The organism is Labilibaculum sp., from assembly GCF_963664555.1.
In the GTDB taxonomy this organism is placed as follows: Bacteria; Bacteroidota; Bacteroidia; order Bacteroidales; family Marinifilaceae; genus Labilibaculum.
Window position 1 is genome coordinate 1604522 of the sequence record NZ_OY761461.1, and the last position, 13248, is coordinate 1617769.

The window sequence follows — 13248 nt, forward strand, 5'->3', positions numbered from 1 at the left end:
TAGTTAAAAAAAATTACGGAATGTATTTTAATCGAAAAGCTCTTTCTTTTATTCTTTTGGGCAGTCTGTTTTTGATGCCTTTTATGGTGTCAGCTCAGTTGCGTTTGCCTAAACTGATCTCAAATGGATTGGTGCTTCAGCGTGATGTGGATGTCAAAATTTGGGGCTGGAGTGCGAAGAATGAAAAGGTATCAGTTAACTACAGAGATTCTCTGTATAAAACCATTGCCGATGATAAGGGAGAATGGTTTGTTATGCTTCCTGCACAGAAAGCCGGTGGCCCTTATGCAATGAATATCTGCGCAAGCGATACGATTCATCTTAAAAATATTTTAGTTGGTGATGTTTGGGTTTGTTCAGGTCAGTCCAATATGGAATTGCCCATGCGAAGAGTGAGTCCTCTTTACAAGGAAGAGATTGCAAAAGCTGATAACAGAAACATCAGATATTTTGAAGTGCCAAAGAAATACAATTTCAACACTGTTAAAAATGATTTGCCGGATGGAAATTGGGTAGATATTAATAAGAACACGATTAATAATATTTCAGCAGTATCTTATTTTTTCGCCAATAAATTAAATTCAGAATATGATGTTCCTATTGGTATAATTAACAGTAGTTTAGGTGGCTCTCCGGCACAAGCTTGGTTAAGTGAGGAGGCGCTTAAAGAGTTTCCGTCTTATAGTGCCGAATTGAAGAAGTTTAAAAATAAAGCTGTAATTGATTCAATTGAGCAAAGTGATAATCGTAGAAGTAATAATTGGTATCAAAAATCAACAGTAAATGACGAAGGTCAGAAAGGAAACTGGCGGGCTAAAGATAGTAATACTTCAGATTGGAGTAGTATGACCATTCCTGGTTATTGGGCTGATGGGAAGTTGGGAAATGTGAATGGCGTTGTTTGGTTTCGAAAGGAAATTGAGATTCCTGCTGAATATTGTAACAAAGAGGGCTTACTAAATATGGGGCGAATTATTGATGCTGATTCAGTCTTTGTAAACGGAAAATTTATAGGAACAACCAGCTACCAATACCCACCGCGTCGATATACTATTCCTGCAGGAATATTGGTTGAAGGAAAAAATACGATTTCGATTCGTGTGATCAGTAATGGTGGAAGAGGTGGTTTTGTAGCCGGTAAGCCATATCAAATCGTATTCGATGATTTTCAAATAGATCTTAAAGGAGAATGGAAGTACAAACTGGGAGTGGCAATGGAGCCTTTACAAGGACCAACTTTTATTAGATGGAAATCAGGAGGCTTATACAATGCAATGATTGCTCCATTATTGAACTACAAAATTAAAGGTGCGGTATGGTATCAGGGAGAGTCTAATACTGGTCGCCCCAATGAGTATGAACATCTGTTATCATCTCTTATTAAAAATTGGAGAAAGCAATGGGGGCAAGGTGATTTTCCTTTTTTATGTGTTCAGTTACCTAATTTTATGTCGCCTAAAGATCAGCCGTCAGAAAGTAATTGGGCGATGTTAAGGGAAGCTCAGCTCAAAATATTGTCAATTCCAAATACAGGAATGGCTGTAACCATTGATATTGGAGAGTGGAACGATATTCATCCACTTAATAAGAAGGATGTAGGTGAAAGATTACTTCTTGTGGCAAAAAAGATTGCTTATGGCGACGATCATGTTGTTTATTCAGGTCCAGTGCATCAATCTATGAAGGTTGAAAAAAACAAGGTAATTCTTTCTTTTGAAAATGTAGGAAGCGGGCTTTTGGCGAAAGGAGATGGAGAGCTAAAAGAATTTGCAATAGCAGGGAAGGATAAGAAATTTGTCTGGGCAAAAGCAAAAATTGTTGGCAACAAGATAATTGTGTGGAGTGATCAGGTGAAAAATCCTAAGGCAATCAGATATGCCTGGGCCGACAATCCAAATAAAGCAAATCTGTTTAATCAGGAAGGCTTGCCTGCTTCTCCTTTTAGAACAGATACTTGGTAGTTGATACGTGTTGAGAATTTTAATCACCAAAGCATAACTGATGAAGAAGAATGTATTTTCACTGATGATATTATTTTTGCTCGTAATTACAGCACTTAGAGCACAAGAAAATACCACAGAAACGAATAAAACTTACGAGAACCCAATTTTAAGAGGATTTTACCCCGATCCATCAATTTGTCGGGTAGGTGATGATTACTATTTGGTCAATTCTTCCTTTGAATGGTTTCCCGGAGTACCTATTTTCCATAGTAAAGATTTGGTAAATTGGAAACAAATAGGTCATGTGTTGGACAGACCTGAACAGTTGCAGCTGAATGAAGGATTGAGAGCATCTAGAGGTATTTTTGCTCCTACGCTGCGTTATCACGATGGTTTATTTTATATGATAACGACTTGTGTAGGTTGCAAAGGTAATTTTTACGTTACGGCAAAAGATCCTGCAGGGCCGTGGAGTGATCCTGTTTGGTTAAATACACCAGGAATAGATCCTACTCTTTTTTGGGATGATGATGGAACTTGTTGGTATGTTGGAGCTCATAATATTTCAGGGAAACGTGAATGGGAAGGTCAGAATGGAGTTTTTATTCAACAACTTGATTTGGAGACAAAACAACTTTTGGGTGAGCCGGTTCAGGCCACTTTTGGTCATGCCACAAATGCAGTTTGGGGCGAAGGGCCACACCTTTATAAAGTAAATGGCCGGTACTTGCTGATGATCGCCGAAGGGGGAACAAGTTTCAATCATGCCATAACGGTTTTTGAAAGTGACAAAGTTAATGGCAAGTATACACCTTCAAACATTAATCCGGTATTAACTCATCGTAATTTGGGACGCGATTATCCTATTTCTGCTGTTGGGCATTGCGATATTATTCAAACACAAAATAATGAGTGGTGGGCTGTGATGTTAGCTGTTCGTTTGTGTAAGGGAAAAAATTTATTAGGTCGCGAAACTTACCTTGTACCAATGGAGTTTGAAGATGGTTGGCCATTGTTTAATCGTGGAGTTGGTAAAGTGCGTTTCGAGGAAAAAAGGCCCAATTTGCCTTGGACACCTGTTGAGTCGTATCCAGTCCGTGATGAATTTGATGATGATAATTTGGCTTTGAAATGGGTTTTTCTGCGCACACCGTATGAGAAATGGTATGATATTTCAAAAGGCAAAATTACTTTGGATACTCGTCCTCAAATGATGACGAAACTTGAGCAACCTTCATTATTGGCACAGCGAATCAGCGAATTTTCTTTTGAATCTTTTACAAAAGTGAATTTTAATCCCGCCAATGATAACGAAGAAGCTGGTTTTGTTGCTGTTTATAATAATGCACGTAATTTCAGATTAGTGAAATCATCAGAGAATGGTGAAAATGTTGTAAAACTTTATCGCGTAAAAGAAGGTGATGAAAAGTTGGTTGCTATGGAGCGTGTTAAGTCAGGCAATTTAATCTTGGGATTAAAAGCAAATAAATTAAAATATCAATTTTATTTTGGCAAGGATAAAACTTCGCTTCAGCCTATTGGCGATATTCAGGATGCTACTGTAAATGCTAGTCAGAGCGGTACCGATTTTACCGGACCTATGATTGGTTTTTATACCAGCAGTAATGGTTATGAGTCTATAAATAAGGCTGAGTTTGACTGGTTTGAGTATGATGCTAAATAGGTAACAGTCTGTTAATTTTATTAAATATTTCAAGCTTATAAAAGTATGGTTGTCCGTTATTCCGCGGGCAACCATTTTCTATATTAAGTAGTTGTTATTATTTAAATAATATACGTATATTGTACGTAAACTAATTATTCAATGGGAGAGATATTATTAAATGTTTCAATTGACTGTGCCATATTTGGTTACGTGAATGGAGAATTGAAGGTCTTATTAATAAAAAGAGATAAGGAGCCTGAATTTAATGAATGGTCACTTCCGGGTGGAAATATTTGTATCGATGAAAATATCGATGATGCGGCTCATAGGTTGCTTAAGGAGTTAACGGGAATGTCAAATCTCTTTTTATCACAAGTAGGCTTGTTTGGCGAAACCAATCGTTATCCTGATCGCAGAGTTGTTTCAATATTATATTGTGCTTTGGTGAAACCGGAACAGTTTGAATTGATAGCAGGAGCGCATGCAAAAAGAATCAAGTGGAGTAAAACGAATCATATTAAAAAATTGCCTTTCGACCACAATGCTATGATTTCTTATTCTTTAAAGTGGTTAAAGGAAGAGATTTGGAGAAAACCAATTTTAGTGAATTTGTTGCCTGAAAAATTTCCGCTCAATCAAATGCAGTGCTTGTATGAAACATTTCTGCAGCAGACAATTGACAATAGAAATTTCAGAAAAAAAGTAATGGCTCAGGGACTGGTTGAAAAACTGAATGAAAAAACAATCGGCGGAAAACAGCGTCCTGCTTTTTTATATCGATTAAAAGAAAATAGCTAAAAAAATTTATACAAATTAGATAACGTATAATATACGTTAAAAATAAATTAGACGATGTTTGAAATTAAAGGAAAAGTTGCCGTAGTAACCGGTGGAGGGGGCGTATTAGGAGGAAGTATTGCCCGTAGTTTAATTAATGCAGGGGTAAAAGTTGCCGTACTTGATATCCGGGAAGAAAATGTAAACAACCGGGTAAAGGAGTTGGAAGAATTGGGTGGCGAGGCCATTGGTTTTGTATCCAGTGTTTTAAGCATGGATGAGCTCAAACAAGCTCGGGAAACAATCATCAATAAATGGGGAAAGGTTGACATTTTAGTAAATGCAGCCGGAGGTAATTTGCCCGGAGCAACACTTACCGAACAACAAACTGTTTTTGATATGAAAATTGAGGACTTTGAGAAAGTAAATAACCTCAATATGAATGGAACCGTGTATCCAAGTCTTGTTTTTGGCGAAGCAATGTCTGAACAAGGGGAAGGTAGTATAATAACCATTTCATCAATGGCAACTTATTCTGCAATTACCCGTGTTTTAGGATATTCTGTAGCTAAGACGGGAATCAATATTTTCACTCAATGGATGGCCATGGAAATGGCAACGAAGTTTAGCGAAAAAATTCGTGTAAATGCAATTGCTCCGGGTTTCTTTATTGGAGATCAGAACCGGAATGTATTAATTAACCCGGATGGTTCATATACCGAAAGAAGTGAAAAAGTATTGGCACGTACGCCAATGGGACGATTTGGGGATATTAAAGAATTAAATGGAGCAGTTCAATTTTTATGCTCTGATGCAGCATCCTTTATCACAGGTGTGATATTGCCTGTTGATGGAGGTTTTAGCTCATTCAGTGGTGTATAAATCATAGATTATGGCATTAGAAAAAACTTGGCGCTGGTTTGGTGTTAAAGATCCAATTACGCTGGATATGTTGGTTCAGATGGGAGTTGAAGGTGTAATTACCGCTTTACACCACATCCCCAACGGGGAAATTTGGGAAAAATCTGAGATTCTTAAAGTGAAGGAATTGATAGAATCCAAAGGAATGCGATGGAGTGTGGTAGAGAGTTTACCTGTATCCGAAGGAATAAAACTGCATTCGGAGGATTATCCCCGTTTAATTGAAAATTATAAGAAATCTGTTCGGAATTTGGGCGAGTGTGGAATCGATACGATCTGTTATAATTTCATGCCGGTTCTCGATTGGGCCCGCACCAATCTTCATTACAAGCTGGCCAATGGTGGTGAATCCATGTATTTTGATTTTCCCACTTTTGTGGCTTTCGATATCTACATCCTAAAAAGACCCGGTGCCGATAAGGATTATCCACAAGAGATTGTGACAGCAGCAACCAAGGCATATGAATCAATGTCGGAAGAGGAGGCAGAGGAGCTCGCTTACAACATTATTGTAGTTACTCAAGGATTTATTGATGGTTTGATTGATGGTTCAGTTACGGATCCAAAAGCACTTTTTCTGCAGTTTATCGAAAAGTATAAAGGGCATGATAAAAATTCGATGCGCAATAACTTAAAGTTGTTTCTGGATGACGTTATCCCTGTGGCTGAAGAAGCAGGAGTCCGATTTGCTATTCATCCTGATGATCCTCCATTTCCTGTTTTGGGTCTTCCTCGAATTATCGGGCAAGAGGAGGATTACGAGTGGCTTTTTGAAGCAAATAAATCAGTAAATAATGGCATTACCTTTTGTGCAGGTTCTTTGTCTGCACGCAGGGAAAATGATTTGCCACATATTATTGAGCGGTTTTCGGAACGCATTCATTTTGTTCATTTGCGTAATACTCAGATGCTTGAAGATGGCAGTTTTTATGAGTCAGGCCATATCTCGGGAAGCCAGAATATGGTAAAAATAATCAGTGCTTTATTAAAAGAGCAGAAACGCCGGATAGCCGAAGGACGGGAAGATGTGCGCATGCCGGTTCGTCCCGATCACGGAATTAAAATACTGTCAGATTACGAACATCAGTACAATCCCGGTTATCCGTTAATCGGCAGATTAAAGGGCTTGGCTGAGCTCGATGGTTTAATGACAGGAATTGAATCGTTTATAAAGTAGGTAAAACAAAAGACTGTAAATCATTGAATTTACAGTCTTTTGTTTTTGGATAAATCCTAAATTGTGGAGAGAGGTGGGAGGGAAGCGAACAATAACGATTGATTTATTGTCTTTTATATTGGTGTGATTATTTGTGTTTACCTGAGAGTTGATAGTGGGAACCATTGCTAAGTGCTCAGGTGTGTCAATTGCAGTTATCTTTGAAAGACCGGGTCACACGACAGAAAAAACAATGCAAACATATCTTGATGGTTTTGAAAACGAAGTTTTGGATGAAGCAAATAGAAAGATATTTCTATAGCTTATTTTTCATTAGGATAAATTGCAGTGTATTGGCACCTGTTCGCGGTGTAGCAAAATTAAGCTTTCCAATCTACACCGAATGCTACACCCTTTTAATGTTGTTTTAGGTATTTAATTGCCTTGTTACTAAATGAAGAAAGCCTTGTAAACGTTAAGTTTACAAGGCTTTTCCTTCTATTGCATTTCTGCATGGCGGAGAGAGAGGGAGTTTCTCATCCATATTGAAAGGGTTGATTTATAATGTATTGTTACTGTTTGAAATGTAGTGTTCACTTGAGAGTTCACTTAATTCGACTTCTAATAAAAAAATGGTGACGAATTTGTTTTTATATAATACTCCAAATATTATTCTAGGACTGCATTCTTTATCGCATTAAGTAAATGGTACCCGTTTTTTTCCAGTATCGGCCATCAGAATAGCTTCCTTCCAATTCCCATATGTAATTGCCTTCAGGTACATTTTTACCGTTGTTTTTTCCGTCCCAACCTGTTTTCTGAATTTCGGAATTGTTATTGCTGCTATAAACAACTTTTCCCCAGTTGTTGTAGATTCTAATTGTTAATTTCGATAGCCCTGTGCCGTACACAAGGAATCTGTCATTGTTACCATCTTTATTTGGTGAGAATAAAGTTGGGATGAAAATTTCGTTGTTTACATGAACGCTAATATTTTTCTGGTCTGACTGACAGCCAAATTCAGAATAGCCAATTACTGAGAATATTGTATTTTCTGGAATGCTGGCTATTGGAGAATTGCTTGAAGGGTCATTTAATGGTAATTCCGGAGTCCATTCATAAGTGTTTGCACCTTTTGCCCAAAGCTTGAATTCTTGCTTAGCCCCCACAATAGTGTCGGGTTTTATTGTGATGATTGGTGTTTGATGCACGTTGACTTTTATCTTATCTGTTAAGTTTTCGCAATTGTGTGTGGAAACAACTAATTGATATTCTGTACTTGTCAAAGGCGTTGCTGTTGGGTTGGCAATGTTAGGATTGTTAAGTCCTGTTGAAGGAATCCATAAATATTTATACTCCCTAAGACTATTTTGAGCTGTAGGATTGCCGCCAAGTTCTAATGATTCTCCAACACAGATCGATTTGTCTAATCCTGCATCTATGTTGCTAATCGGATTTATATTGTATTCAGTAGTATCTCGATTTTCACAGCCATTTGAGTCAGTAATTTTTAATGCAAATTCAGTAGATTGAAGCGCCTTAAACTTTGGGTGCATTTCTTCGGAAACGAAATTGTTGTTTGATGAAGTCCAGATGTATCTGTATGGTGATCTTCCACCTTCGGCCATTACATCCGGTCCAAGTTCAATTTCAGAACCTTCGCAAATTAGGGTGTCTTTTCCAGCGTAAGCTGATGGAAGGGAGTAAGGATGGAGTGTAAATTTCTGTTCTGATGAACATCCCTCTTTATTTTCCACTTTTAAATAAAATTCATATTCTTTGTCGACTTTATAAGTGAATTTATTGGTGTTTTCAAATAGTAAGTTTTTATTTTGATTCAACCATTCTGTTTTATAGTAGTCACTTGTTTGAATTGTGATTTGTTGGTTTTTACAAGCAAAATAATTGTCTTTTAAATCAATTACAGGAAGTTCGTGTACAAATATAAAACTTGTATCTTTTGCAACGCAACCGTATTCTGATTGTACTTCAAAAATCAAGGAATCTTTTTCGGTAGTAAGTACATTGTAGTTCAGATTATTACTGAGTATTTTGTTTTGGAATGTTTTCCATGTCCGGATAGTGCCATTTGTTATGGGATGTAAGCTTATACTTTCACCGTAACATGAGTATGTTTCATTATTTAATTCAATTATCGGGTTTTCATGATAAAAAATATTAATTGTGTCGTATACAACACCTCCGTAATTTTTGTTCAATTTAACCCAAACGGTATCATTAGTGGTAATTGACAGAGAAATTTTGTTCGTATTGCTTGCAATTTCACCTTTACTTTTAGAATACCAGTTTGCGGTGTAATTGCCATCAGGAATTGATAGTTGAATTTGTTCGCCGTGACAAACATTTAGATCTTCGCCTAAGCTTATTGGGGCATTAATGAAAAACAGATGCAAATCAGATAATTCTGAAATATTGCCGGCAATGTCTACACTTTGTAAAGCCCAATAATATTTGCCTTCAGAGAGATTCGCTAACTCGATAGTTGTGTCTGACAGTTCATGTTGTGAAGTCAATAAATTTTCACCGGTAGTTAGATTAGTATAAAAAGGATAGAATTCAGATCTGCCGGCTGTGGTTCCAAGTTTTAATCTGTATTGAAGACTGCTTGGGGTAGATATATTATCACTGCCTTTGTTCCAATTTAAAGATACATTAGGATAACTTGTTACTGAATTCAATAAGGTTGGAGGGGCTGGTTTTTCGTATGAGAAACTGAAATTATTAGTATAGAAAAGAGATTTAGGACCTTCTGGGATTTGCGTGCCGGAAATGAATATATCAGCTTTACCATCTCCATTAAAGTCTGTAACGGCCAGGCAACCTGCAAAAACATTTGGAAATACGATGTTGGAATTAGAAAGTAGACCGTTGTCATTGGTATACAGCACGGTTTTTGGGCTTGTATTGTTAATTCCTCCTATGCTGATCAAATCTAAATCTTCATCACCATCATAGTCCAGCCATTCTAAATCGCAGCCACCAAGTGGAACAGATAAGTTTTGAGAAAACTGTAAAGTTCCTTTATTGTTTGTGTATACTCTTGATTGATAGTTTTCACCATCATATCCAGCAATTACAAGGTCAGGGAATCCGTCATTGTTGATGTCGCCCCATTTTGAATCTCCATCTGTCACACCATCCAGTTCTATTACTTTATGGAAAGCAATGCCTTTTTCATTTCGATATAAATAACAAATTCTGCGGGCGCCTTCCGATTTTCCTGTGATTAGAAGATCTGTCCATCCATCTTTGTCGTAATCAATTGATGTTGTACTTCCTGAATAAATACTTGCCAGATTGTGTTCTTGTGAATAGAAGCTTTCATTTTTGTTGTTTATATATGTTTTTGTAATGATTTGATTTTTATCATTCAAACCTGACAAAACCAGATCAAGAAACCCATCATTGTTAAAATCAAACCAAGTATGGCTGCTAAGGTTGACATTTTCGAATGATGTTGCCATTTTTACATATGAGTTTCCGTTGATATTTTTAAACAGGAGAGTGTGTTTAATACCATCCGTATCCATTCCGGTATAAAATAAATCGAGGTAGTTGTCATTGTTAAAATCCAATAAGGAGAGAGAACCATTGCTGAGAGGTATTAATTCGGGAACAATCATTTGAGAAAAGTGATCATTGTTATTGATATATATGCTGGTTACATATTTATCTGGTTGTTCGCCCATTAATACTAAATCTTGGCGCCCATCGTGATTGATGTCGCCCCAAACACATTTACTATTATTCAAATTGGGAATGTTGGTGAAAACTTTCTCCTGAAACTGAGCCAGACACAAATTAAAACAAAGGCAAACTATGGGGATTAAAAATATTTTTTTCATTTTTTTACTATTCAGGAATGGGAAGAATTAGTATTCTTCGTTTATAATTTTGTAGTCAGGATGTTGTAAAAACCAATCGCGGCATATTTGAAGAGCTTCGGTATAATCATTCGTGTCTATATCTCCGCTATCACTTATTTTAAGAGGAAAGTCTTTTATTACAGGAGCCAGATACTCCATGATTCTGTATCCGCATACGATCATCTCTGTCGATTCTGCATTGGAAGACTCACAGTTTTTTTCATTGCTGTTTAATAACCCGATTAAAAAATCAAAAGCTTCTCTCTGATGTGTGTAGATAAGATCAGGAACGTAATCATAAACTAAATCATCATTTGCCTCCATCATCTTAATCTGTTTCATACAGAATTCCATTGCTGCATGATCTCCAATTCTTGCCAGTGCCAGTTTGGCTGCCCAGTATGGTTCATTGCTTTTGATAATTCCAGATAACAGCAGTTCTGTAATGCTTTTTAGAGTAGAGTCAGGATTAACATATCCAGCTAATCTGATTAGTTCATGATAGTAAGGGGGGGTTAGGTAGAGTAATTCCAGAATTTTGTTTCGGGCCTTATTGTTATAGCTTTTTTTAGCGTAATCTTTCAGTAAATCGCTTACAATACCGCAGATGCCGGAGTTTGAGTCATTAAATCCTTTTAACAGAAAATTAACCACATCCTGTTTAAGGATAGAATTTGTGTCATTTTTAGTTAGGTTATTGGCAATAAGGTAAGCGTATTTTCGAACTGCGTCAATTGAATCAATTCTGTATACTTCTAAATCATTTAAGATTTCAAGCTTATTTGTGCTAAAATCACTTGGCGTATTATGATATGAATCAGGATTTGATATTACATCCTTAAAGAAGGATTGTATCCCTTTTCTGTTTAACTCCTGTGTAAATGAGGTGTTTGAGAAAAATAACACAATAATACCACATGTAATTAACTTAAAAATTGATTTCATAATTTTGTTTTGAAAATTATGTTCGAATATAGACAAATAAAATAAAATTGGAGAAAAACTTTGGGATATTATACTCTCTTGTTTGTTATAATGCATCTAAATTAATCATAGTTGCGTTTTATTTTAATGAGGTTTTTCTGTTTAAAATATTCACTTTAAAAAGGTTTTTAGAGTGAGTAAAATGATGTTGGGTGATTCTGTAATGTCAGTATGTCTTTATTTTTAAGAGTTATGTGTCAATTTATTTTGTTGCGTGGAGAGCTGTGAAATATATTGTTTTCGAAGCTGATGAAGATATAATCTTTTACTCATTTCAACATAAAATTAAATTTAAACATTAATTTACTTGTTAATTAGAATATTTATTTTAAGGCTGATAAAATTGAGTGTTATTTAATAAATATTAACAAAAAATATTGTGTATTAACATATTAGTGTTTATTATTGTTGGCCGAATAATGTAACATATAAAATTTATTAGTTTTAGGCAATTTCAACCTGTTAAGGTTAATTTCCTGAGCTAGAGAATTAGATAAAACAGTAATCCAGAATGAGAGGGAAAATAATTTTATTGGTTTTTATTGTCGTGTCATTTCACCTCAAGGCTCAAAAAATACCCTTAGTTAACTATACAGAATCTCCATTGCAATACAATCCTTCAGCTATTGCCGGGTTACCGTACGCAAAAGTAAGTTTCTACAATCGCATTCAGAAAATTAAATCAGGTTCTGCTTTTACGACCTCTCTGGTTACTGGTGTTTTGCCGGTTTTAAATGATAAGAAACGAGGCCATTTGGGCGCTGTAGGGGTGTCGTTTATGTCTGATGATTTATCGTCTGATGATTTGCTGAAGGAAGAGAGTTTTGCCGTTTCATTGGCCTATAAGTTGAAAGTGTCGGATCAATTAAATTTAGGTTTGGGTATTTCCTGGAATGTGCTTCAGCGTTTTTTTGACAACAATGGTTTTACAACGGGGAGTCAGTATGTTTTAGGGGAAGGTTTTAGTCCAAGTTTAGCTATTAATGAAAATTTTCAGGATGTATCGGATGGATATTCTTCATGGAACTCCGGAATTCGACTCGAAAAAATGTATCGAAATAATAGTCTTAACTATTTTGTTGGTGCCTCACTGGCCAATTTAAATAGACCTGTTTACACTTCAGGGAACGATCAAAAAGAGAAGCTTTCTTATCAATACGGTCTTCAGTTTGGGTACAATCTTTTATTAGGGAATGAATTAAGTCTGTTAGTAGATGGTGATTTGAGATTTCAGGATGAGAATGAGTGGTTAAATCTTGGTTTGGATATGAGATATTATTGGAAGAATTCCAAGGGAGGTTTTTTTAAGGAAGGAAGTATTGCTTTAATTCCCCGGTATGTTGTTGACAAAGTTTATGCTCTTGCTTTAGAGTTTTCGCAATCTTTTTATTCAATAAGAGTTGGCCGTACCATTACATCTTCAAAAATAAATTCTAATTACATGACAAGCAATGAAGTGATGCTTTCGTTGAATAAGAATTTTAGTCGGGAAAAGAAATCCGGCTTCTCTGATAAGATAAGAAATGCAAGTGGACTTGTACGCAAAAAGAAGGAGGAGTTTGTTTGGGATGATGAGTACTGGGATTATTCAACCGTTGATCAGCACAAAATTATAGATAAGAGTTTGAAGAAGTTTATTGACTCTTTGATTGAACGGATGCAAAAGCATAAAAACTCAATTGTTCATATACATGTTTTTACCGATATGATGGTAAATGATGCGAAGAATCTGGAAGTATCTGTTCATAGGGCTGAAATTATTTCCGATTATTTCGAGCAGCATGGAATTGCAGGAAACAGAGTGGATTATTTTGGGGAAGGAAACTCAAATCCAGTTGTAGCCAACGCATATGGTCAGGAAAGATTAAAGAACAGACGAATCAAATTTATTATTTATCGGTAAGTTAATGAATA

8 protein-coding genes are annotated in these 13248 nt (G+C 36.1%); 6 read left to right on the forward strand and 2 right to left on the reverse strand.

Annotation, left to right across the window (positions count from 1 at the left end):
- Positions 1–20 precede the first annotated feature (20 nt).
- The 5 genes from ACKU4N_RS06365 (at position 21) to uxuA (ending at position 6484) form a co-directional block, all read left to right on the forward strand.
- Positions 21–1961, forward strand: coding sequence for a sialate O-acetylesterase (locus tag ACKU4N_RS06365; protein WP_321321716.1), 1941 nt, complete (start codon positions 21–23; stop codon positions 1959–1961).
- Positions 1962–2001: 40 nt separating this feature from the next.
- Positions 2002–3627: a glycoside hydrolase family 43 protein gene (locus tag ACKU4N_RS06370; protein WP_321321718.1), complete on the forward strand. Its 1626-nt coding sequence runs from the start codon at positions 2002–2004 to the stop codon at positions 3625–3627.
- A gap of 141 nt (positions 3628–3768) precedes the next feature.
- The gene (locus tag ACKU4N_RS06375) at positions 3769–4407 is read left to right on the forward strand and encodes an NUDIX hydrolase (protein WP_321321720.1); all 639 of its coding nucleotides are present in this window, start codon (positions 3769–3771) and stop codon (positions 4405–4407) included.
- Between the two features lie 54 nt (positions 4408–4461).
- The gene (locus ACKU4N_RS06380) at positions 4462–5268 is read left to right on the forward strand and encodes an SDR family oxidoreductase (RefSeq protein ID WP_156194600.1); all 807 of its coding nucleotides are present in this window, start codon (positions 4462–4464) and stop codon (positions 5266–5268) included.
- Positions 5269–5278: 10 nt separating this feature from the next.
- Positions 5279–6484 (forward strand): mannonate dehydratase, encoded by a 1206-nt coding sequence (uxuA, locus tag ACKU4N_RS06385; protein ID WP_321321724.1) that lies wholly within the window; start codon positions 5279–5281, stop codon positions 6482–6484.
- Between the two features lie 668 nt (positions 6485–7152).
- On the opposite strand, the gene ACKU4N_RS06390 is transcribed toward uxuA, so the two are convergent.
- Positions 7153–10329, reverse strand: a complete 3177-nt coding sequence (locus tag ACKU4N_RS06390) for an FG-GAP-like repeat-containing protein (protein ID WP_321321726.1) — start codon at positions 10327–10329, stop codon at positions 7153–7155.
- Positions 10330–10356: 27 nt separating this feature from the next.
- Positions 10357–11295, reverse strand: a complete 939-nt coding sequence (locus ACKU4N_RS06395; RefSeq protein WP_321321728.1) for a hypothetical protein — start codon at positions 11293–11295, stop codon at positions 10357–10359.
- A gap of 550 nt (positions 11296–11845) precedes the next feature.
- On the opposite strand from ACKU4N_RS06395, the gene ACKU4N_RS06400 reads away from it, so the two are divergent.
- The gene (locus ACKU4N_RS06400) at positions 11846–13237 is read left to right on the forward strand and encodes a PorP/SprF family type IX secretion system membrane protein (RefSeq protein WP_321321729.1); all 1392 of its coding nucleotides are present in this window, start codon (positions 11846–11848) and stop codon (positions 13235–13237) included.
- The last annotated feature ends 11 nt before the right edge of the window (positions 13238–13248 follow it).

Bases quoted from the DNA above. Each gene is read 5' to 3' on its own strand.
- ACKU4N_RS06365 (WP_321321716.1), top strand. From the start codon at position 21: ATGTATTTTAATCGAAAAGCTCTTTCTTTTATTCTTTTGGGCAGTCTG.
- ACKU4N_RS06370 (WP_321321718.1), top strand. From the start codon at position 2,002: ATGAAGAAGAATGTATTTTCACTGATGATATTATTTTTGCTCGTAATT.
- ACKU4N_RS06375 (WP_321321720.1), top strand. From the start codon at position 3,769: ATGGGAGAGATATTATTAAATGTTTCAATTGACTGTGCCATATTTGGT.
- ACKU4N_RS06380 (WP_156194600.1), top strand. From the start codon at position 4,462: ATGTTTGAAATTAAAGGAAAAGTTGCCGTAGTAACCGGTGGAGGGGGC.
- uxuA (WP_321321724.1), top strand. From the start codon at position 5,279: ATGGCATTAGAAAAAACTTGGCGCTGGTTTGGTGTTAAAGATCCAATT.
- ACKU4N_RS06390 (WP_321321726.1), bottom strand. From the start codon at position 10,329: ATGAAAAAAATATTTTTAATCCCCATAGTTTGCCTTTGTTTTAATTTG.
- ACKU4N_RS06395 (WP_321321728.1), bottom strand. From the start codon at position 11,295: ATGAAATCAATTTTTAAGTTAATTACATGTGGTATTATTGTGTTATTT.
- ACKU4N_RS06400 (WP_321321729.1), top strand. From the start codon at position 11,846: ATGAGAGGGAAAATAATTTTATTGGTTTTTATTGTCGTGTCATTTCAC.